The sequence below is a fragment of the Streptomyces sp. MST-110588 genome (assembly GCF_022695595.1).
Lineage (GTDB): Bacteria > Actinomycetota > Actinomycetes > Streptomycetales > Streptomycetaceae > Streptomyces.
This window is the reverse complement of record NZ_CP074380.1, coordinates 4,402,018-4,423,250: the sequence shown is the minus strand read 5'-3', so window position 1 is coordinate 4,423,250 and position 21,233 is coordinate 4,402,018. Positions and strand designations below refer to the sequence as shown.

Sequence of the window (21,233 nt, the reverse complement as noted above, 5' to 3'; positions counted from 1 at the left end):
GCCATGGGGGAGACCGGAGCTCCCGGGGGAGCTCCGGCCAGACCCGTCAGACCTCTTCGACGCTGCTCGGCTCGCGCCGGGACAGGTCGATACCGAGCTCTTCCGCAGCGCGGAAGACGTCCTCGTCGGTGTCGCGCATCTCGATGGACATGCCGTCCGAGGACAGCACCTCCACGTTGAGGCAGAGCGACTGCATTTCCTTGATGAGCACCTTGAAGGACTCGGGAATGCCGGGCTCGGGAATGTTCTCGCCCTTGACGATGGCCTCGTAGACCTTCACGCGGCCGGTCACGTCGTCGGACTTGATGGTCAGCAGCTCCTGGAGGGCGTACGCGGCGCCGTAAGCCTCCAGCGCCCACACCTCCATCTCACCGAAGCGCTGGCCACCGAACTGGGCCTTACCACCCAGCGGCTGCTGGGTGATCATCGAGTACGGACCGGTCGAGCGGGCGTGCAGCTTGTCGTCGACCAGGTGGTGGAGCTTCAGGATGTACATGTACCCGACCGAGATCGGGTCCGGGAACGGCTCACCCGAACGGCCGTCGAACATCCGGGCCTTACCGGTGTTCTTGACCATCCGCTCGCCGTCACGGTTGGGGAGCGTGGCGTCGAACAGACCCGCCAGCTCGTCCTCGCGCGCGCCGTCGAAGACCGGGGTCGCGACGTTGGTGCGCGGCGCGACGTCGTCCGCGCCGATCGACTGGAGACGCTTCTGCCAGTCGGCGTCGCCCTCGACCTTCCAGCCCTGGCTGGCGAGCCAGCCCAGGTGGATCTCCAGGACCTGTCCCGGGTTCATTCGGGACGGGACACCCAGCGGGTTGAGGATGATGTCGACCGGGGTGCCGTCCTCCAGGAACGGCATGTCCTCCACGGGGAGGATCTTGGAGATGACACCCTTGTTGCCGTGGCGGCCGGCGAGCTTGTCACCGTCGGTGATCTTGCGCTTCTGCGCCACGTACACGCGCACGAGCTGGTTCACGCCCGGGGGCAGCTCGTCGCCCTCCTCGCGGTCGAAGACGCGGACGCCGATGACCTTGCCGGTCTCGCCGTGCGGCACCTTCAGCGAGGTGTCACGGACCTCGCGGGCCTTCTCACCGAAGATGGCGCGCAGCAGGCGCTCCTCCGGCGTCAGCTCGGTCTCACCCTTGGGGGTGACCTTGCCGACCAGGATGTCGCCGGCGACGACCTCGGCACCGATACGGATGATGCCGCGCTCGTCGAGGTCGGCGAGGACCTCCTCGGAGACGTTCGGGATGTCCCGGGTGATCTCCTCGGGGCCGAGCTTGGTGTCACGGGCGTCGACCTCGTGCTCCTCGATGTGGATCGAGGAGAGGACGTCGTCCTGTACGAGGCGCTGCGACAGGATGATCGCGTCCTCGTAGTTGTGGCCCTCCCACGGCATGAACGCCACGAGCAGGTTCTTGCCGAGCGCCATCTCGCCCTGGTCCGTGGAGGGACCGTCGGCGAGGACCTGGCCCTCGACGACCCGCGCGCCCTCGTCCACGACGACCTTCTGGTTGAAGGACGTGCCCTGGTTGGAGCGGGTGAACTTGGCGACGCGGTACGTGGTGTACGTGCCGTCGTCGTTGGCGACGGTGATGTAGTCCGCGGAGACCTCCTGGACCACACCGTCCTTCTCCGCCTTGATGACGTCACCGGCGTCGACCGCGCAGCGGTACTCCATGCCGGTGCCGACCAGCGGCGCCTCCGCCTTAATCAGCGGCACGGCCTGGCGCATCATGTTCGAACCCATGAGCGCGCGGTTGGCGTCGTCGTGCTCCAGGAAGGGGATCATGGCGGTCGCGGCCGACACCATCTGGCGCGGCGAGACGTCCATGAAGTCGACCTCTTCGCGGGCGACGAGGTCGGCCTCGCCACCACGCCGGCGGACCAGGACACGCTGCTCGGCGAAGCGCATGTCCTCGGTCAGCGGGGCGTTGGCCTGGGCGATGATGAAGCGGTCCTCCTCGTCCGCGGTGAGGTAGACCACCTCCTCCGTCACCTGGCCGTCGACGACCTTGCGGTACGGCGTCTCGATGAAGCCGAAGACGTTGACGCGGCCGTAGGAGGCGAGCGAACCGATCAGACCGATGTTCGGGCCTTCGGGCGTCTCGATCGGGCACATGCGGCCGTAGTGGGACGGGTGCACGTCACGGACGTCCAGACCGGCCCGCTCACGGCTCAGACCACCCGGGCCCAGCGCCGACAGACGGCGCTTGTGGGTCAGACCCGACAGCGGGTTGGTCTGGTCCATGAACTGGGAGAGCTGGCTGGTGCCGAAGAACTCCTTGATGGAGGCGACGACCGGCCGGATGTTGATCAGGGTCTGCGGCGTGATCGCCTCGACGTCCTGGGTGGTCATGCGCTCGCGCACCACGCGCTCCATCCGCGCCAGACCCGTACGGACCTGGTTCTGGATGAGCTCGCCGACGTTGCGCAGACGGCGGTTGCCGAAGTGGTCGATGTCGTCGGTCTCGACGACGATGCTCTGGCCGTTCTCGCCGATCGTCTCGGTCTCGCCGGCGTGCAGCTTGACCAGGTACTTGATCGTGGCGATGACGTCGTCGACGGTGAGCACGCCGGCGTCCAGCGGCTGGTCCCCGCCGAGCTTCTTGTTGACCTTGTAGCGGCCGACCTTGGCCAGGTCGTAGCGCTTGGGGTTGAAGTAGAGGTTCTCCAGCAGCGTCTGCGCGGCCTCACGCGTCGGCGGCTCGCCCGGGCGCAGCTTGCGGTAGATGTCCAGCAGCGCGTCGTCCTGGCCCTGGGTGTGGTCCTTCTCCAGGGTGGCGCGCATGGACTCGTACTCGCCGAACTCCTCAAGGATCTGCTCGGTGGTCCAGCCGAGCGCCTTGAGCAGGACGGTGACCGACTGCTTGCGCTTGCGGTCGATGCGCACGCCGACCATGTCGCGCTTGTCGATCTCCATCTCCAGCCAGGCACCCCGGGAGGGGATGATCTTGGCCGAGAAGATGTCCTTGTCGGACGTCTTGTCGATGGAGGAGTCGAAGTAGACACCCGGCGAGCGGACGAGCTGCGAGACGACGACACGCTCGGTGCCGTTGATGCAGAAGGTGCCCTTGTTGGTCATGAGCGGGAAGTCGCCCATGAAGACCGTCTGGGACTTGATCTCGCCGGTCTCGTTGTTCGTGAACTCGGCGGTGACGAAGAGCGGGGCCGCGTACGTGAAGTCGCGCTCCTTGCACTCGTCGATGGAGTTCTTCGGAGGCTCGAAGCGATGGTCGCGGAACGTGAGCGACATCGACCCGGAGAAGTCCTCGATCGGGGAGATCTCTTCGAAGATCTCCTCCAGACCGGACTTGGTGGGGACGTCCTGACCACTTTCCAGCGCAGCCTCGACGCGAGCCTTCCATGCGGCGTTGCCGAGCAGCCAGTCGAAGCTTTCGGTCTGCAGCGCAAGGAGGTTCGGAACCCCGAGGGGCTCCTTGATCTTCGCAAAAGAGATGCGCAGCGGGGCGGTGCTGTCGCCGTTGTTCGTATTGGCAGTCGAGGCGTTGCGCGAGGCGGCCAAGAGGGGGTCCTTCCGAGGGCTCGGACTCACTACGCGCGTACCGGTCCCGAACCGGTCACACCGAGGGAAAGCCCAGGTCAGGGCGGTTCATCCAGCAGTGCTCAAGCTCGGGTATGCCCCTGGTGACGGGCAGGGAGCAGCTAACAGGCAGCGCAAAGGGTCAGTGTAGCCACTTGGCACACTGATGTCCAGAGCGAGCTTCCGGGGACCGGCTCAGCACCGTGATACCGATCTTCTCCCTCCGGGAGGCGGCCACCTCCGGGACGGAGGAACCCCTCGTTGTTCTTCTCAACGCCCAAACCCAACGCCTGCCGCAAGCCGTGCGCCAGAGGCGCACACCGATGCTTCCCTCTTCGTCGGCGATCCATGCCTCGGACTTACGGATCGCTCCGACGTCGCGTCCTGAGAATTGCGCGCTGCGTGCGGTTCGTCAAGGGCCCCCCACCCCTGGGCTGATCGTCACGGGGTGTACGGCCGGGCAACGAAGATCACCATACTCGCACTCCGCCCCAAGGCAACGCAGCCGTCCCATGAACGCCCAAGGGCGACCACCCGCATGGGTGATCGCCCTTGGCTGTGTTCATCCCGGGGCCGGGCCCCGGACCCCCTTCAGGGGGCGAGTCGCGAGACTCGTGAGGTCACTTGACCTCGACGGAGGCGCCGGCGCCCTTGAGGGCCTCGGCGGCCTTGTCCGCGGCGTCCTTGGCGACCTTCTCGAGGACCGGCTTCGGGGTGCCGTCGACGAGGTCCTTGGCCTCCTTCAGACCCAGGGAGGTCAGCTCACGCACGACCTTGATGACCTGGATCTTCTTGTCGCCCGCACCGGTGAGGATGACGTCGAACTCGTCCTTCTCCTCGGCGGCGGCGGCGTCACCGGCACCACCGGCGGGGCCGGCGGCGACGACGGCGGTCGGGGCGGCAGCGGTGACGTCGAACTTCTCCTCGAACGCCTTCACGAACTCGGAGAGCTCGATGAGGGTCATGCCCTCGAACTGGGCGAGCAGTTCGTCCTGGGTGAGCTTCGCCATGGTGGCGGTCCTTCCACTAATTCGGCTGGTGCCGGATGTACATTTCGGCGGGCGTACGGGCCCGCTGGACTGCGAGGTGGATTACTCCGCAGCCTCGGCGGGAGCCGGCGTACCGGCACCGCCCTGCTCGACCTTCGCCCGAAGAGCCTCCGCGGTGCGGACGAACTTCGACGGCAGGGCCTGGAAGAGCGCGGCAGCCTGGGACTGCTTGCCCTTCATGGCACCCGCCAGCTTGGCGAGCAGAACCTCGCGGGACTCGAGGTCCGCAAGCTTCTTGATCTCGTCGGCGGACAGCGCCTTGCCATCAAGGACACCGCCCTGGATGACGAGATTCGGGTTCTCCTTGGCGAAGTCACGAAGACCCTTCGCCGCCTCGACCGGGTCACCGGTCACGAAGGCGACAGCGGTCGAGCCCTTGAGGTGCTCGTCCAGCTGGATCCCGGCCTCATTGGCCGCAATCTTGGTCAGCGTGTTCTTCACCACACGGTACTGAGCGTTGTCACCGAGCGAACGACGCAGCTCCTTGAGCTGCGCAACGGTAAGTCCGGTGTACGCGGTCACAACAGCGGCGTTGGAGTTGCGGAACTTGTCCGCGATCTCCTCGACGGCTGCGACCTTGTCGGGCCTCGCCATGAGCCTCGGCCTCCTTCCGGGTGATGAGGACCGCGCAGAAGGGGCTGGGCAAAACAAACGCCCCGGCGCAGGCGCACGGGGCTCAACTCGACCGGAGGGAAATCCGGGAGTCCTTCCTCACATGCCTGCGCAGGCCGTCCGCAGCTAGCGGATCCTTCGGCCACTGCGTGCTCGGTAGGAGCGCACAGAGACAACCAGCGGTCTTTGGCTTCCTGGATACGGTACGCGAACGGCCCGCGAACCGGCAAATCCGTCACTGAGCCCCCTGAGGGGGCTCAGCCGGGCGGCTCCCTCAAGAGGGCTTCCCTGGACGGCTCGATCAGGCGGTGGTGCCGCCCTTGGCCTTCTGCAGGTCCTTGAGCATCTTGACGAGGTCGAGCGTCTCATTGGCCGGCGGGGCCTGCACCGACGCCTTGGCGCCGTAGTCGGAGTAGTTCGCCGTGATGTTGGTCATCCCCTTGGGCGAGTCCATGCCCATGGTCATCTTCACGGGGTAGTCCTCGCCATTGACCCAGACCTCCAGGTCGTAGCCCTTGATGCCCGCCTTCTTGGCGCCCTCCACGAGCTTCTGGCGGTCCTCGGCGCTGAGCCCGTTGTCCTTGTTGAGCTTGGTCGCCTCCTCGATGGTGAGGTGGCCCTTGTAGTGCTCGGCGTCCTGTCCGTTGACCTTCTCGGAGCCCACGTGCTTGATGCTGGGCGAGCCGATGAGCATCCCGAGCTGCTTGGCCGGGTCCTGGTTGGCGTCCAGGCCGGCGGTCATCTGCTTCATGAGCTGCTGGTTGCCGGACTGCCTGGCGGCGGCCAGCATGTCGATCTTCAGCCACTTCTTGCCGGCCAGCTCCTTGCCGGCGCCGGCCATGGCGGCCGGGTCCATGCTCGCGTACATGACGTTGTCGACCATGAGCACGCGCGACTTCGGGGGCGTCTTGCCACCGGCGGCCGGAGAAGCCGACATGTCCACGTTCATGTCCATGACCGTCGGGTCCCAGCCCATGACGCCGCTCATCTTCGTCGTGCCGCCACCCTTGGAGGCGGCACCCGGCATCGTCATCGTCATGTCGACCTTCGCCGACTTGGCGGCCGAGGTCTTCTTGAAGGCGGCGTTGATGACCTGCATCGCCGTACGGGCCTCGGAACCGCCCTTCTTGCCGTCGGCCTTGTCCGACCCGCCGTCACAGGCCGTCGCCCCGGCCAGCACGGCCACCGCCGCGAGGGAGATACCGGTGCGCCGCACGATGGTGCTCTTCATTCCCGCCCCATAGCTAGATCCGTTGATGACCACGCACAGTAGTGCACTGGCCTGATGTTCAACCATACAAATAAGCCGGACCCCGCCCTCCAGGGAGGTGCGGGGTCCGGCCCGTGTGCGATGCGTCACCGCGCCGCGAGGCGTCGATCAGGCGATCAGACGGCCTCCTCCTCGACGAGGAGGTTGCGGGTGCGGTTGGGGTCGACCGGGACGCCGGGGCCCATCGTGGTGGTGATGGTGGCCTTCTTGATGTAGCGGCCCTTGGCGGCGGACGGCTTCAGACGGGTGATCTCCTCCAGCGCCGCGGCGTAGTTCTCCACCAGCTTGGCGTCGTCGAAGGAGGCCTTGCCGATGATGAAGTGGAGGTTCGCGTGCTTGTCCACGCGGAACTCGATCTTGCCGCCCTTGATGTCGGTGACAGCCTTGGCGACGTCCGGGGTGACGGTGCCGGTCTTCGGGTTCGGCATCAGACCACGGGGACCGAGCACGCGGCCCAGGCGGCCGACCTTGCCCATGAGGTCCGGCGTGGCGACGACGGCGTCGAAGTCCAGGCGGCCCTTGGCGACCTCGTCGATCAGTTCGTCGGAGCCGACGATGTCGGCGCCCGCGGCTTCCGCGGCTGCAGCACGGTCGCCGGTCGCGAAGACCAGGACCCGGGCGGTCTTACCGGTGCCGTGCGGAAGGTTCACGGTGCCACGGACCATCTGGTCGGCCTTGCGCGGGTCGACACCCAGACGCATGGCGACCTCGACGGTCGCGTCGAACTTGGTCGTGGAGGTTTCCTTGGCGAGACGGACGGCCTCGAGCGGGGCGTACTGACGCTCCCGGTCGATCTTCGCGTCCGCGTTGCGAAGAGTCTTGCTGCGCTTCACTTCTGCTCCTGAAGTTGTGGAGGTGGAGTCGTGGTACGGGCCAGCGCCTGGCCCTGCCACGGAATGCCGTACGAGGCTGAGGTCAGCCCTCGACCGTGATGCCCATGGAACGGGCGGTGCCGGCGATGATCTTCGCGGCGGCGTCCAGGTCGTTGGCGTTCAGGTCGGGCATCTTGGTGGTGGCGATCTCGCGGACCTGCGCGTTGGTGATCTTCGCGACCTTGGTCTTGTGCGGCTCGCCGGAGCCCTTCTCCACGCCCGCGGCCTTCAGGATGAGCTTCGCGGCCGGCGGGGTCTTGGTGACGAAGGTGAAGGAACGGTCCTCGTAGACCGTGATCTCCACCGGCACGACCATGCCACGCTGCGACTCGGTCGCGGCGTTGTAGGCCTTGCAGAACTCCATGATGTTGACGCCGTGCTGACCCAGCGCGGGGCCGACCGGCGGGGCCGGGTTCGCGGCACCGGCCTGGATCTGGAGCTTGATAAGCCCCGTGACCTTCTTCTTCTTGGGAGGCATGCTCTCTCCGGGTCCTAGTGAGAGGTTTTTCGCCTCGCGATCCGGACATCCGGATGGAGGCATACCGCACAACGATAACGGGTATAACCGTGCGGCCAAAAACCGAGCAGGTCAGGAGGGCTGTGAAAGCCCGCCTGACCTGGCCGGTAGCTGGTGGTCCGAAGAACCTCAGTTCTTCTGGATCTGGTCGAAGCTCAGCTCGACCGGGGTCTCGCGGCCGAAGATCTCCACCAGGCCCTTGACCTTCTTGGAGTCGGCGTTGATCTCGTTGATCGTCGCCTGCAGCGTGGCGAACGGGCCGTCGGTGACGGTGACGGAGTCGCCCACCTCGAAGTCCAGCACCTGGACCTCGACCTTGCGGGACGGCGCCGGCTTGCCCTCGGCCTCGGCGGCCTCCTTGGCGGCCTTCTCCTCGGCCTCCGGGGCGAGCATCTTGACGATCTCGTCCAGGGTCAGCGGGTACGGGTCGTAGGCGTTGCCCACGAAGCCGGTGACGCCCGGCGTGTTGCGCACCACGCCCCAGGACTCGTTCGTCAGGTCCATGCGCACCAGCACGTAGCCGGGGAGCTTGTTCTGGCGGACCGTGCGGCGGTCACCGTTCTTGATCTGGACGACCTCTTCCTGCGGCACCTCGGCCTGGAAGATGTAGTCCTCGACGTTCAGCGAGACGGCGCGCTGTTCGAGGTTGGTCTTCACGCGGTTCTCGTAACCGGCGTAGGTGTGGATGACGTACCACTCACCGGGGAGGGTGCGCAGCTCCTCGCGCAGGGCGGCGACCGGGTCGACCGCCTCCTGCTCCGGCGCCTCCTGCGCGTCGGCGTCGGACTCCTCCGCGACGGCGTCCTCACCGGACTCCTCCGCGACGGCGTCCTCACCGGACTCGTCCTCGTCGGCGGTCAGTCCGGCGTCCTCGCCGGCCTCACCGGCAGCGTCGTCCTCGGTGTCCTCGGTGCCGGACGCGTCGGCGCCGTCGGCGCTCCCGACGGTCTCCTGCGCGCCGCTGTCCTCGGCGGACGCCGTGTCGCCCGCGACCTCGGCCGGGGCAGCCGCGTCAACGTCGGCCTCTTCGGCCGCGACGGGCTCGGCGGCGTCGTTCAGGTTCGGGTCAGACACTTGGCTGCTTCTTCCTGGCTTCAAGGGGTTGAACATGCAAAGAGGCCCCCGGCGGAGGCACCCTTCGCGGGATCAGCCGAAGACGTACTTGACGGCCTCGTTGATTCCCCAGTCAATCACGGTTACGAGACCGATGATGATGAGAACGAAGACGATCACCACGGTGGTGTACGTCGACAGTTGGTTTCGAGTCGGCCAAACGACCTTGCGGAGCTCCGCGATGATCTGCCGGTAGAAGAGCGCGAGACGCGCGAAAGGGCCCTTCTTTCCGCGCTTGCCACCGCGGCGGGGCTTCTTCTTGGACTCCGAGGTGTCGTCCTCGGAACGACCGCGCTCAGGCATGTCGATGGAGCCCAGGGCGTCCGTCACTCGTCCTCACCTGAATCCGGGTCGTGGCCGTGCCGCGCCCGGTAGAGCCGCACGGCGGTGCATTTCAGTACGTACGCGTGCACGCACCTTGGTGAAGAAGTGCGTGTAGCAGGGCCGGAGGGACTTGAACCCCCAACCGCTGGTTTTGGAGACCAGTGCTCTACCAATTGAGCTACGACCCTTTGTGGTTCCCCCAACCTACCGCATCCGCCCCGCCACACCAGGTGCGCAAAGGTCGGCGGCTTGTCGGGAGCCAACGGTCAGCGAGTGTACGTGCTTCGCGGCCGGGCGTCGAACAGAAAGCTCCGAGGTGGTGCCCGCGAACCCCTGTTCCGGGACGTTCGGACCTCTGTTCCGGGCCGTCCCGGCTCTCGCGCCGAGCCGTTCGAACGCCTGCGCCGGACCACCCACGATCCATGATCCGGACAGCTCCGTCCCACACACCGGACCACGCAAACCCCTGTGCCGGCCCCCCGGGAGGTCTGGGACGATGCATGTATGAGCGCTGCTACCCCTCCCGCACAGTCCCCCACCGACCGCCGGGTCTCGGCCCGCATCGGGTCGATCTCGGAGTCCGCGACCCTCGCCGTCGACGCCAAGGCCAAGGCCCTCAAGGCCACCGGGCGCCCGGTGATCGGCTTCGGCGCGGGCGAGCCGGACTTCCCCACGCCCGGTTACATCGTCGAGGCCGCCGTCGAGGCCTGCCGCGACCCGAAGAACCACCGCTACTCCCCCGCCGGCGGTCTGCCCGAGCTGAAGGCCGCGATCGCCGCGAAGACGCTGCGGGACTCCGGGTACGAGGTCGAGGCCGCGAACGTCCTGGTCACCAACGGCGGCAAGCAGGCCATCTACGAGGCGTTCGCGGCGATCCTGGACCCGGGCGACGAGGTCATCGTCCCGGCCCCGTACTGGACCACCTACCCGGAGTCGATCCGGCTGGCGGGCGGCGTTCCGGTCGAGGTCGTCGCGGACGAGACGACCGGCTACCGGGTGACCGTGGAGCAACTGGAGGCGGCCCGTACGGACCGTACGAAGGTGCTGCTGTTCGTCTCGCCGTCCAACCCGACCGGCGCGGTCTACCCGCGCGAGCAGGTCGAGGCGGTCGGCCGCTGGGCCGCCGAGCACGGCCTGTGGGTGCTGACGGACGAGATCTACGAGCACCTGGTCTACGGGGACACCGAGTTCTCCTCGCTCCCGGTGGTCGTGCCGGAGCTGCGCGACAAGTGCATCGTGGTCAACGGTGTCGCCAAGACGTACGCGATGACCGGCTGGCGGGTGGGCTGGGCCATCGGCCCCAAGGACGTCATCAAGGCCGCGGCGAACCTCCAGTCGCACGCCACCTCCAACGTCTCCAACGTGGCGCAGGTGGCGGCGATCGCGGCCGTCTCCGGTGACCTGAGCGCCGTCGAGGAGATGAAGAGCGCCTTCGACCGGCGGCGCAGGACCATCGTGCGGATGCTCAACGAGATCGACGGCGTCCTGTGCCCCGAACCCGAGGGCGCGTTCTACGCCTACCCCTCGGTCAAGGGCCTGCTCGGCAAGGAGATCCGCGGGAAGCGCCCGCAGACCAGCGTGGAGCTGGCCGCGGTGATCCTTGAGGAGGCCGAGGTCGCGGTGGTGCCGGGTGAGGCGTTCGGCACGCCGGGCTACCTGCGGCTTTCGTACGCGCTCGGGGACGAGGACCTGGTCGAGGGCGTGTCGCGGATCCAGAAGCTGCTGGCGGAGGCCAAGGCGTAGATCCGGCTCGGTCCGGGCGCTCCGGGCACTCCGGGCACACCGAGACGTACGCATACGTGGTCAGCGCCACGGGCGGGCTCCGGGGACTTCCCCGGGGCCCGCAAGTGCTTTCGGCAGGGACTTCGTTCGGGGCCGGGCCTACCGGGGCAGGCGGTGCGTACGGCAGGATCTTGGGATGGAGCGTGTTCTTGCCCGTGACGGTGTCCCCGGCCGCGATCTGCGGCGACTGCCCAAAGCCCATCTGCACCTGCACTTCACCGGGTCGATGCGGCCCTCGACCCTGCTGGAGCTGGCCGACAAGTACGGCGTCCACCTCCCGGAGGCCCTCAAGGGCGGTGCGCCGCCCGAGCTGCGGGCCACCGACGAGCGCGGCTGGTTCCGTTTCCAGCGGCTGTACGACATCGCGCGCTCGTGCCTGCGCTCCCCCGAGGACATCCAGCGGCTGGTGCGCGAGGCGGCCGAGGAGGACGTACGGGACGGCTCGGGGTGGCTGGAGATCCAGGTCGACCCCACCTCGTACGCGCCCCGGCTGGGCGGGCTGATCCCCGCGCTGGAGATCATCCTGGACGCGGTGCGCACCGCCTCGCGCGAGACGGGCCTGGGCATCCGCGTCCTGATCGCGGCCAACCGTATGAAGCACCCCCTGGACGCCCGGACGCTGGCACGGCTGGCCGTCCGCTACGCCGACCGGGGCGTGATCGGCTTCGGGCTCTCCAACGACGAGCGCCGGGGCCTGGCCCGGGACTTCGACCGGGCGTTCGCCATCGCACGCGAGGGCGGGCTGCTGGCCGCGCCGCACGGCGGTGAGCTGGCGGGGCCCGCGAGCGTACGGGACTGCCTGGACGACCTGCACGCGGGCCGGGTCGGGCACGGCGTACGGGCGGCGGAGGACCCGGCGCTGCTGCGGCGGCTGGCCGAGCGCGGGGTGACCTGCGAGGTGTGCCCGACGTCGAACGTGGCGCTGGGCGTCTACGGGAAGCAGGAGGACGTACCGCTGCGGACGTTCTTCGAGGCCGGGGTGCCGATGGCGCTGGGCGCGGACGACCCGCTGCTCTTCGGGGCGCGGCTGGCCGCGCAGTACGAGATAGCGCGCGAGATCCACGGTTTCACGGACACCGAGCTGGCCGAGCTGGCCCGCCAGTCGGTGCGCGGATCGCGGGCGCCGCGGGACGTCCGGGAGCGGCTGCTGGCGGGGATCGACGACTGGCTGGGCGGGCCGGGGCAGGAGTGACGGGGCAGGAGTGACGGGGTAGGAGTGAGGGGGGTTCGGGGCAGGGCGGCGGGGGCCGGCGTCCGGCGCCGGTGAGCGCGCGTGCGCCTGCGGGGCGCCTGGGAGCGGCCGAGGACGGGAGCGGGCCGTCATCTCCCGGACGGCATCCCACGGACGTCATCCCCCGGACGGGGAGGAGACCGTCCGTACGGGGGAGGCAGATCGTCCCGGTGAGGGACGTCGCCCGCCGGGGACCGGTGCGACGTTCGGATCGTGATCGATGCTGCGAGAACGACGGAGACGGTCCGGCGCGCGTGGCGGCGCCGGGGGCCGCATGGGGCGGGACGGGCGGTGCTCGGCTGGGCCGTGGGCTACGGCGGGTTCGGCCTGGCCTGCGCCCTGACGGGCACCCCGCTCTTCCGTAGGGGGCCGGATGCCGCGCCGGGCGTGTGGGGGTGGCTCGTGGTGGCGGTGGCCGCATGCGCGGCGGCTGGTGCCGGTGGTGTGGTCGTTGCCGATGGTGCCAGCGGTTCCCGTGGTGCGGCCGGTGGGCGGGCCGGCCGTCCCCGGGCGCTGGTACGGACCGCCCGTGCCGTGCTGTGGGCGGCCTGCGCCCTGTGCCTGGTCTCCGCGTTCGGCCTGCTGATGGACGTGCTCGCGCTGCTCGTCGGCCAGCCCGTCGACAGTGCCGCCGGGGCCGTCCACCACGCGCTGAGCATGCTCGGCGCGGTCCTCCTGGCCGCCACCGCCCGCGCCCACCGCGCCGCCGGGTGCCCGCACTGCGGCGGGCCGCACCGGGCGACGGTCCGCCCGGAGCCGTCCGTGGCCCCGCGCGGGGTGCGGATCGCCGCGTACGCCGGGACGGCTGCCTTCCTCCCGTACGCGGCCATGAAGACCATCTGGGCGCTCGGCGGGACCTTCGCCGGGGTGAGCGGTACGCACATGCGCGCCGCCTATGAGCGCAACGGCGCCTCCGGGCTGTGGCTCACTCTGGAGTCCTGGGGGCTGGACGCCACCGCGCTGCTCGCCGCGCTCGGCGTGTTCCTGCTCTTCGGCCTGGTCCGGCCCTGGGGCCAGGTCTTCCCGCGCTGGACGCCCTTCCTGGGCGGCAAGCCGGTGCCGCGCTGGCTGCCGCTCGCCCCGGCCCTCGTCGGCTCCGCCACGCTCGCGCCGTACGGGGTGCTGGGCACTGGCTACACCGCCCTGGCGTCGGCCGGCGTGGTGGCCGTACGCCCCGGCGACTTCCCCTCCATACCGGACTTCCTGCTCGTGTGCTGGACGGGGGTCGGTGCCTTCGCCGTCTACGGCGGCGCGCTGCTGCTCGCCGTCCGCTCGTATTGGCTGCGGACCCGCCCCGTCTGCCGGGCCGTGGCCGAGGGACCGCTCAAGTCCCCCGGCCGCCGGCCTACAGGCTGACGCCGACCGTCACCGGCTCGTTGACGAGAGTGACGCCGAAGGCCGCGTGGACCCCCTCGCGGACCTCGCGGGCCAGGGCGAGCAGGTCCTCGGTGGTGGCTGTGCCGCGGTTGGTGAGCGCGAGGGTGTGCTTGGTGGAGATCCGGGCCGGGCCGCCGCCGTATCCCTTGGTGAAGCCGGCCTTGTCGATGAGCCAGGCCGCGGAGGTCTTGACCAGCCCCTCTCCCGCCGGGAACGCGGGCGGTGCGACGTCGGCGCCGAGCCGCTCCTGGACGCGGGCCAGGAAGGTCTCGAAGGCGTCGGCGGTCAGGACGGGGTTGGTGAAGAAGGACCCGGCCGACCAGGTGTCGTGGTCCTCGGGGTCCAGGACCATGCCCTTGCCGGAGCGCAGCTTGAGGACGGTCTCGCGGGCGGTGGCGGCGGGCACCCGGTCACCGGCTTCGACGCCGAGCGTACGGGCGGTCTCCGGGTACTTGATGGGCGCGGACAGACCGCCGGCGTCCTCCAGCTCGAAGTGGACGCGCAGGACGACGAAGCGGGCCGGGTCCTGCTTGAAGCGGCTGTGCCGGTAGGAGAAGGCACAGTCGGCGTTCGGAATCGTCACGATCTCGTCCGCGCGACGGTCGTACGCGATCACTTCGGTGATGGTCGCGGACACTTCCTGTCCGTACGCGCCAACGTTCTGGATCGGTGTGGCTCCGGCGGAGCCCGGGATGCCGGCCAGGCACTCGATGCCCGCCAGCCCCGCTTCTACGGTACGGGCCACCGCGTCGGACCAGTTCTCGCCGGCGGCCAGGCGCAGGGACGTACCGTCCAGCTCGAAGCCGCGGGTGGCGATGCGCAGGACCGTGCCGTCGAAGCCCCGGTCCCCGATGACGAGGTTGCTTCCGCCGCCGATGATCAGCAGCGGGATCCCCGCGTCATCGGCCTCGCGGACCACCGCGACGATCTCGTCGTCCGTGGTGGCGGTGACGAGCCGGGTCGCCGGTCCGCCGAGGCGGAAGGTGGTCAGGGGGGCGAGGGGAGCGTTGTGGAGTTCCTGCACGCGTCCCAGCGTAGCTTCGGGGGTTTCCGGGCCGGTGCGGGGTGCCTGCGGGCACGGAATGCGGCCTGCCGGGCGGTGGCTCCGGCCGCCGCCCGGCAGGTCCCAGGGCCTGAGCAGGCCCCGAAGCCTGAGCAGGCCCCACGGCCGGCTCAGGCCCCCGCGGTCGGCTCAGGCCAGGCGGACCACGGCGCGGGACATGCCCAGCACCTTGTTGCCCGCGCTCGTCGCGGTGAGGTCGACCCGTACCGTACGGGCCTGGTCGTCCAGCTTGGCGGCGACCTTGGCGCTGACCTCGATCAGCGCGCCGGTGTCGTCGTCGGGGACGACCACGGGCTTGGTGAAGCGCACGCCGTACTCGGCGACGGCGCCCGGGTCACCGGTCCAGTCCGTCACGACCCTGATCGCCTCGGCCATGGTGAACATGCCGTGCGCGATCACGTCCGGGAGGCCCACCTCCTTGGCGAACCTCTCGTTCCAGTGGATGGGGTTGAAGTCGCCGGAGGCGCCCGCGTAGCGGACGAGGGTGGCGCGGGTCACGGGAAAAGAGCGGGCCGGCAGTTCGGTGCCGACCTCGACGTCGTCATAAGAAATCTTCGCGGTCATCTCACGCTCCCTCGGTCCCGGCGGCCGGCGCCTTCTCGGCGGCAGGCACGCTTTCGGCGGCGGGCACGGTTTCGGCGGCGCGCGCCACCAGCTTGGTGAAAGCGGTCACCACGTGCTCACCCGCCTCGTCGTGCACCTCGCCGCGGATGTCGAGGATGTCGTTGCCCGCCAGTGATTTGACCGACTCGATGGTGGAGGTCACGCTCAGCCGGTCCCCGGCGCGTACCGGCCGGGTATAAGCGAACTTCTGATCGCCGTGCACCACCCGGCTGTAATCGAGTCCGAGCTGCGGGTCCGCCACGACCTGTCCCGCCGCCTTGAAAGTGATGGCGAACACAAAAGTCGGCGGGGCGATCACATCGGGGTGCCCGAGCGCCTTGGCCGCCTCGATGTCGGTGTACGCCGGGTTGTCGTCACCGATCGCCTCGGCGAATTCGCGGATCTTCTCCCGGCCGACCTCGTAGCGAGATGTGGGCGGGTAGGTCCGCCCGACAAAGGACTGGTCGAGCGCCATGGGTTCGCAACCTCCCTGTGACTGGTGCGGTGACAAGCGGGGAATCGGTGATGCGCGGGTGCTGCACAGTGATACAACGCCGCGAGGCCGCCCCCAGGAGCTGGGGACGGCCTCGCGGACGAGCCTGTGTTATCGCGTCTCGCGGTGCGCGGTGTGCGAGTTGCAACGGGGGCAGTGCTTCTTCATCTCAAGACGGTCCGGGTCGTTGCGCCGGTTCTTCTTGGTGATGTAGTTCCGCTCCTTGCACTCCACGCAGGCCAGCGTGATCTTCGGGCGGACGTCGGTGGCAGCCACGTGAGTGCTCCTTGACGGACGGACGGACAGGTGAACGCATAGAAGAGTAGCCGATCGAAGGACCGACCCCACAATCGGCTACTGTCAGTAGCGGTGACCGGACTTGAACCGGTGACACAGCGATTATGAGCCGCTTGCTCTACCGACTGAGCTACACCGCTGCGATGCGAAGGGATCTCGCCCGAAGGCGAGACACCTCACACCAGAGCCCCAATACGGAATCGAACCGTAGACCTTCTCCTTACCATGGAGACGCTCTGCCGACTGAGCTATTGGGGCGAGCGATGAAGACATTACACGGCCTGCCGCCAAAGGTGAAATCCGTATCGCAGCTCCGCCGCAGCAGCCTCTGGAACCACACCGGTACGACTATTTCGCGCCTGCGCGAAGCTCCCCGGGATCTCCCCGGCGCGCCCCCTAGGCTCGGACCACGCTGCGCGATCATGCACACCCCGGCCTTCGAGGAGCGCGATGTCCGACAGCAGTCCGGGGCAGCCCCGGCCCTCCGGGCCCGAGCGCAACGAGCGCGACGCCGGCGGCACCGGGCCCGACCCCGGCGCCCTGGTCCTGTGCGACGCCCGGCTCGCCGACGGCCGCACCGTGGACGTACGGCTCTCCCGCGGCCGTATCGAAGCGGTCGGCACGGCGGGCAGCCTGGACCCGCGCGGCGGGCGGGTGGACCTCGCCGGCTACCTGCTGCTGCCGGCCCCCGCCGAGCCGCACGCGCACTGCGACACCGCCCTGACGGCGGATCAGCCCGGCCCCGCCTCCGCCGCCCCGAGGACGTACAGCGGCGGACGACAGAAGCCGCGCTGCTCCAACTCGGCCACGGAGCAACGGCGTTGCGCACCCACGTACGCATCGGCGACGTACAGGGCCTGCGGTCCCTGGAAGCCGTCCTCCAGGCGCGGCGCGCGCTGAACGGGCTGGCCGACATGACGGCGGTCGCGGTGCCGCGGCTGCTGACCGGGGTCGCGGGCGCGGACGGGCTGGCGATGCTGCGGGACGCCGTGAAGATGGGCGCCGGGGTCGTCGGCGGCTGTCCGGACCTGGACCCGGACCCGGCGGGGTACGCCGAAGCCGTACTGGAGATCGCGGCCGAGCAGGGCTGCCCCGTGGACCTGCACACGGACGGCGAGGACCCGGCCAGACTGGCCCGGCTGGCGGCCATGGCCGGCGGGCTGCGCCCCGGCGTCACCATCGGCCCGTGCGCCGGCCTGGCGCGGCTGCCCCGGGAGACGGCGGCGCGGGCCGCCGAACAGCTCGCGGCGGCCGGGGTCACGGTCGTCAGCCTGCCCCAGGGCGGTTGCACGGGCCTGGAACGGTACGGCCACGAGCCGGTCCGCACGGCGCCGGTACGGCTGCTGCGGGCGGCCGGCGTGCGCGTGACGGCGGGCAGCGGCGCCCTGCGCGACCCGGCGAACCCGGTGGGGCGCGGTGACCCCCTGGAGGCCGCGTATCTCCTGGCCTCCACAGGAGAGGCCGCACCGCAGACGGCGTACGAGGCGGTCAGCTCCGCGGCCCGCGCCACCCTCGGCCTCCCCGAGGTACGGGTCGAGGCGGGCTTCCCGGCCGAACTCCTGGCGGTACGCGGCGAGCGGATCGCGGGCGTGCTCTCCCTGGCGTACAGCCGGATCGTGGTCCACCGGGGCCGGGTCGTGGCCCGCACCAGCGCCGTACGCGAATACTGCGACTCGGCGGCGACGGTGGCACTGGACCTGCCCCGCCAGTCCCAACGCTGACCCCACCGGGCCGGCCGCCCGACCAAGCCCACATTCCCCCCTCCTCCTCCCCAACCTCTTCCCCTCCCCTTTCCCCCTCTCCCCCTCCCCTACCCTCTCCCCCTCCCCCGCTCTTCCCGTCCCGTTCACGCCGCCCCGGCGGTGGCCGGCGCCGCATGGGCGTACGGTCGGGATCATGCGCATTGTCATCGCAGGAGGACATGGACAGATCGCGCTTCGGCTGGAGCGGCTGCTCGCCGGGCGCGGGGACGAAGTCGCCGGCATCATCCGCCGGCCCGAACAGGCCGGCGACCTGCTGGCCGCGGGAGCCGAACCGGTCGTCTGCGACCTGGAGGCGGCCTCCCTGAAGGACGTCGTACGCCACCTGGAAGGCGCCGACGCCGCGGTCTTCGCGGCAGGCGCGGGCCCGGGCAGCGGCATCGAACGCAAGGCGACCGTGGACCGCGACGCCGCGGCCCTGTTCACGGACGCGGCAGAGGCGGCCGGCGCCCGGCGCTTCCTGATGGTCTCGTCGATGGGCGCCGACAGCGAGCCGCCGGCGGACACCGACCCGGTCTTCGCCGCCTACCTGCGCGCGAAGGGCGCCGCGGACGCCCACGTACGGGCCACCACCGGCCTGGACTGGACGATCCTGCGCCCCGGCCGCCTGACCGACGCCCCCGGCACCGGCCGCGTGAACCTCGCCCCGGCCACCGGCCGCGGCGAGGTCCCCCGCGACGACGTGGCAGCCGTCCTGGCCGCCCTCCTCCGCGAACCGGCCACGGCCGGCCGCACCCTGGAACTCATCACCGGCGCCACACCCGTCGAAGACGCGGTGGGAGCCGCCACGACGCCGGACTGACGAGGACCACCGAACGAGCAGCCCGTCCTCCGCCCCGCGCAACGTGGGGCGGAGGACGGGGGACGGGACGGGGACGCGGCAGCAGCCAAGCCGCCGAAAACACAACAAAACGGCTCCTGATCTGCATGAATGCAGATCAGGAGCCGTTTTCTCTCCTGTGGCGGCGCCAGGATTCGAACCTGGGAAGGCTGAGCCGGCAGATTTACAGTCTGCTCCCTTTGGCCGCTCGGGCACACCGCCTGGGATGGCTGCCAGAAGATCCGCTGTGCGGTGCTCCGTGGCAACGACGTAAACCATACCCGATGGCTGGGGGTGGTTCGCCACTCGGTTGTTCACGGCTTGATCACGGGGAGGTGGCTAGGCTTGCGGGGCGGTCCCAGATGGGCCGTACCCCTGACGGATCTACGTACGAGGAGCCAACTCAAGATGGCCGACTCCAGTTTCGACATCGTCTCGAAGGTCGAGCGGCAGGAGGTCGACAACGCCCTCAACCAGGCCGCCAAGGAGATCTCGCAGCGCTATGACTTCAAGGGCGTGGGCGCGTCGATCGCGTGGTCGGGCGAGAAGATCGAGATGCGGGCCAACGCCGAGGAGCGGGTGAAGGCTGTCCTCGACATCTTCCAGTCCAAGCTGGTCAAGCGCGGGATCTCGCTGAAGGCGCTGGAGGCGGGTGAGCCGCAGCCCTCCGGCAAGGAGTACAAGATCTTCGCCTCCATCCAGGAGGGCATCTCGCAGGAGAACGCCAAGAAGGTCGCCAAGATCATCCGCGACGAGGGCCCGAAGGGCGTCAAGGCGCAGGTGCAGGGCGATGAGCTGCGGGTCAGCTCCAAGAGCCGGGACGACCTCCAGGCGGTGCAGCAGCTCCTGAAGGGCAAGGACCTGGACTTTGCGATCCAGTTCGTGAACTACCGGTAGTGGGCGGTTCCGGCTTTAAGGATCAGCACATTTGAGGAACACGGTTCGGCGGTTGCCGGACGGGCGGGGCGGGCGCTGCGGCGTGCCGCCTCGTCGGCTTTTCGGGGTCTGCCGGGACCCGGCCGGGGGCTGGGGCCGGGTGGGGGCCCGAGGGGAGTCGGCGGTGGGGTGGTGAGTGGGGGCGGCGAGTGGGGTCAGCGGGCGGCGAAGGGTTCGTCGGTGCGGACGATTTCGCGGCCGAGGGGGACGAGGGAGACCGGGATCAGCTTGAAGTTGGCGATGCCGAAGGGGATGCCGATGATCGTCACGCACAGCAGGAGGCCGGTGACGATGTGGCCCAGCGCCAGCCACCAGCCCGCCAGAACGAGCCAGATGACGTTGCCGGCGCAGGAGGCCGCGCCGGCGTCGCGGCGTTCGACGGTCGTATAGCCGAAGGGCCACAGGGCGTACACGCCGATACGGAAGGCCGCTATGCCCCACGGGATGGTGATGACGAGGATGCACATCACCAGGCCCGCCAGGGCGTAACCGAGGAAGAGCCAGAAGCCGGAGAGCACCAGCCAGATGAGGTTCAGGATCGTTTTCACGGGCGATAGCCTGCCATCTGCTCCAGTCGGGTGATGCGTTCTCGCATCGGCGGGTGCGTCGAGAAGAGCTTCGCCATCCCCTCACCCGCGCGGAACGGGTTGGCGATCATCATGTGGCTGGCCGTCTCGAGGCGTGGTTCGGGCGGCAGCGGGAGCCGGCTCGTACCGGCCTCCAGTTTGCGCAGGGCCGAGGCGAGGGCCAGCGGGTCGCCGGTGAGCTGGGCCCCGGAGGCGTCGGCCTCGTACTCACGGGAGCGGCTGACGGCCAACTGGATGAGCGAGGCCGCCACCGGGCCGAGGATCATGATCAGGAGCATGCCCAGGATGCCGGGGCCCTCGTCGTCGTCCGAGCGGCCTATGGGAATCAGCCAGGCGAAGTTCACCAGGAACATCACGACCGAGGCGAGCGCCCCCGCCACGGAGGAGATGAGGATGTCGCGGTTGTAGACGTGGCTGAGTTCGTGGCCGATGACGCCGCGCAGTTCCCGCTCGTCCAGGAGCTGGAGGATGCCGTCGGTGCAGCAGACGGCGGCGTTGCGCGGGTTGCGGCCGGTGGCGAAGGCGTTGGGGGCCTGGGTGGGTGAGATGTAGAGGCGGGGCATGGGCTGGCGGGCGGCCGTGGAGAGCTCGCGGACCATGCGGTAGAGCTGGGGTGCCTGGAATTCGCTGACGGGGCGGGCGCGCATGGCCTTGAGCGCCAGTTTGTCGCTGTTCCAGTAGGCGTAGGCGTTGGTGCCCAGTGCCACGAGGACCGCGATGATCAGTCCGGTACGGCCGAAGAGGCCACCGATGACGATGATGAGTGCGGACAGTCCCCCGAGGAGTACGGCGGTCCTGAGCCCGTTGTGCCGGCGGTGCACGGTACGCCCTCCAAGTGGTGCGGCAGGGGAACCTCTCTTGGTACGTCCACTTTTCAGTGGACTCTCCCTTACTGGTCAACGCCAGATGGCGGGAGCTAGTTCCCTTGTGCACGCGGGCGGCACGTGGGCGCACGCCGAGGAGGCGTACGCCCGTACGAG

General features: G+C 69.4%; 19 protein-coding genes, 4 tRNA genes and 1 pseudogene. 6 read left to right on the top strand and 18 right to left on the bottom strand.

Annotated features, from left to right (window positions below):
* Nucleotides 1-46 precede the first annotated feature (46 nt).
* From rpoB to KGS77_RS19410, 9 genes are all read right to left on the bottom strand, one after another.
* Nucleotides 47-3,529, bottom strand: coding sequence for a DNA-directed RNA polymerase subunit beta (gene rpoB, locus KGS77_RS19450; protein ID WP_242583583.1), 3,483 nt, complete (start codon nt 3,527-3,529; stop codon nt 47-49).
* 638 nt (nt 3,530-4,167) lie between these two features.
* Nucleotides 4,168-4,557 (bottom strand): 50S ribosomal protein L7/L12, encoded by a 390-nt coding sequence (gene rplL / locus KGS77_RS19445; RefSeq protein WP_242583582.1) that lies wholly within the window; start codon nt 4,555-4,557, stop codon nt 4,168-4,170.
* An 81-nt stretch (nt 4,558-4,638) separates the two neighbouring features.
* Nucleotides 4,639-5,190, bottom strand: a complete 552-nt coding sequence (gene rplJ, locus KGS77_RS19440; protein WP_242583581.1) for a 50S ribosomal protein L10 — start codon at nt 5,188-5,190, stop codon at nt 4,639-4,641.
* Nucleotides 5,191-5,509: 319 nt separating this feature from the next.
* Nucleotides 5,510-6,439: a hypothetical protein gene (locus KGS77_RS19435; RefSeq protein ID WP_242583579.1), complete on the bottom strand. Its 930-nt coding sequence runs from the start codon at nt 6,437-6,439 to the stop codon at nt 5,510-5,512.
* 155 nt (nt 6,440-6,594) lie between these two features.
* Entirely contained in the window at nt 6,595-7,311 is a 717-nt protein-coding gene (rplA, locus tag KGS77_RS19430; RefSeq protein ID WP_242583578.1) for a 50S ribosomal protein L1, read from the bottom strand.
* An 82-nt stretch (nt 7,312-7,393) separates the two neighbouring features.
* Entirely contained in the window at nt 7,394-7,828 is a 435-nt protein-coding gene (rplK, locus tag KGS77_RS19425; RefSeq protein ID WP_242583577.1) for a 50S ribosomal protein L11, read from the bottom strand.
* A 168-nt stretch (nt 7,829-7,996) separates the two neighbouring features.
* The gene (nusG, locus tag KGS77_RS19420; protein WP_242583576.1) at nt 7,997-8,941 is read right to left on the bottom strand and encodes a transcription termination/antitermination protein NusG; all 945 of its coding nucleotides are present in this window, start codon (nt 8,939-8,941) and stop codon (nt 7,997-7,999) included.
* Nucleotides 8,942-9,013: 72 nt separating this feature from the next.
* A complete protein-coding gene (gene secE, locus KGS77_RS19415; RefSeq protein WP_242583575.1) occupies nt 9,014-9,310 on the bottom strand; it encodes a preprotein translocase subunit SecE in 297 nt (98 codons plus the stop codon).
* 109 nt (nt 9,311-9,419) lie between these two features.
* A tRNA-Trp gene (locus KGS77_RS19410) sits at nt 9,420-9,492 on the bottom strand.
* 316 nt (nt 9,493-9,808) lie between these two features.
* On the opposite strand from KGS77_RS19410, the gene KGS77_RS19405 reads away from it, so the two are divergent.
* The 3 genes from KGS77_RS19405 to KGS77_RS19395 all read left to right on the top strand — a co-directional run bounded on the left by KGS77_RS19405 (nt 9,809) and on the right by KGS77_RS19395 (nt 13,673).
* Nucleotides 9,809-11,047 (top strand): pyridoxal phosphate-dependent aminotransferase, encoded by a 1,239-nt coding sequence (locus tag KGS77_RS19405; protein WP_242583574.1) that lies wholly within the window; start codon nt 9,809-9,811, stop codon nt 11,045-11,047.
* Nucleotides 11,048-11,222: 175 nt separating this feature from the next.
* Entirely contained in the window at nt 11,223-12,278 is a 1,056-nt protein-coding gene (locus KGS77_RS19400) for an adenosine deaminase (RefSeq protein WP_242583573.1), read from the top strand.
* Between the two features lie 330 nt (nt 12,279-12,608).
* Entirely contained in the window at nt 12,609-13,673 is a 1,065-nt protein-coding gene (locus tag KGS77_RS19395) for a hypothetical protein (protein WP_242583572.1), read from the top strand.
* Here KGS77_RS19395 and KGS77_RS19390 read toward each other — a convergent pair.
* From KGS77_RS19390 to KGS77_RS19365, 6 genes and pseudogenes are all read right to left on the bottom strand, one after another.
* Nucleotides 13,663-14,718 (bottom strand): UDP-N-acetylmuramate dehydrogenase, encoded by a 1,056-nt coding sequence (locus KGS77_RS19390; RefSeq protein ID WP_242583571.1) that lies wholly within the window; start codon nt 14,716-14,718, stop codon nt 13,663-13,665. The genes KGS77_RS19395 and KGS77_RS19390 overlap by 11 nt on opposite strands.
* Before the next feature lie 168 nt (nt 14,719-14,886).
* The gene (locus KGS77_RS19385) at nt 14,887-15,321 is read right to left on the bottom strand and encodes a MaoC family dehydratase (protein WP_242583570.1); all 435 of its coding nucleotides are present in this window, start codon (nt 15,319-15,321) and stop codon (nt 14,887-14,889) included.
* A 70-nt stretch (nt 15,322-15,391) separates the two neighbouring features.
* A pseudogene (locus KGS77_RS19380) lies at nt 15,392-15,835 on the bottom strand (MaoC family dehydratase N-terminal domain-containing protein); the annotation flags it as partial.
* A gap of 129 nt (nt 15,836-15,964) precedes the next feature.
* Entirely contained in the window at nt 15,965-16,129 is a 165-nt protein-coding gene (rpmG, locus tag KGS77_RS19375) for a 50S ribosomal protein L33 (protein ID WP_006604855.1), read from the bottom strand.
* A gap of 88 nt (nt 16,130-16,217) precedes the next feature.
* Nucleotides 16,218-16,290: transfer RNA gene (locus tag KGS77_RS19370), tRNA-Met, on the bottom strand.
* Between the two features lie 45 nt (nt 16,291-16,335).
* Nucleotides 16,336-16,408 (bottom strand) — tRNA-Thr (locus tag KGS77_RS19365).
* A 5-nt stretch (nt 16,409-16,413) separates the two neighbouring features.
* On the opposite strand from KGS77_RS19365, the gene KGS77_RS19360 reads away from it, so the two are divergent.
* Nucleotides 16,414-17,871: an amidohydrolase family protein gene (locus KGS77_RS19360; RefSeq protein ID WP_347404506.1), complete on the top strand. Its 1,458-nt coding sequence runs from the start codon at nt 16,414-16,416 to the stop codon at nt 17,869-17,871.
* Between the two features lie 175 nt (nt 17,872-18,046).
* Nucleotides 18,047-18,712: an SDR family oxidoreductase gene (locus tag KGS77_RS19355; RefSeq protein ID WP_242583569.1), complete on the top strand. Its 666-nt coding sequence runs from the start codon at nt 18,047-18,049 to the stop codon at nt 18,710-18,712.
* 158 nt (nt 18,713-18,870) lie between these two features.
* Here KGS77_RS19355 and KGS77_RS19350 read toward each other — a convergent pair.
* A tRNA-Tyr gene (locus KGS77_RS19350) sits at nt 18,871-18,952 on the bottom strand.
* A 186-nt stretch (nt 18,953-19,138) separates the two neighbouring features.
* Here KGS77_RS19350 and KGS77_RS19345 point away from each other — a divergent pair.
* Complete coding sequence (locus tag KGS77_RS19345; RefSeq protein ID WP_242583568.1) at nt 19,139-19,627, top strand: YajQ family cyclic di-GMP-binding protein; 489 nt, start codon at nt 19,139-19,141, stop codon at nt 19,625-19,627.
* A 194-nt stretch (nt 19,628-19,821) separates the two neighbouring features.
* Here KGS77_RS19345 and KGS77_RS19340 read toward each other — a convergent pair whose 3' ends face one another.
* Together KGS77_RS19340 and htpX are read right to left on the bottom strand one after the other, a co-directional pair.
* Nucleotides 19,822-20,214, bottom strand: a complete 393-nt coding sequence (locus KGS77_RS19340) for a YccF domain-containing protein (protein WP_242583567.1) — start codon at nt 20,212-20,214, stop codon at nt 19,822-19,824.
* Nucleotides 20,211-21,074, bottom strand: coding sequence for a zinc metalloprotease HtpX (htpX, locus tag KGS77_RS19335; protein ID WP_242583566.1), 864 nt, complete (start codon nt 21,072-21,074; stop codon nt 20,211-20,213). The genes KGS77_RS19340 and htpX overlap by 4 nt, the downstream gene beginning before the upstream one ends.
* Between the last annotated feature and the right edge of the window lie 159 nt (nt 21,075-21,233).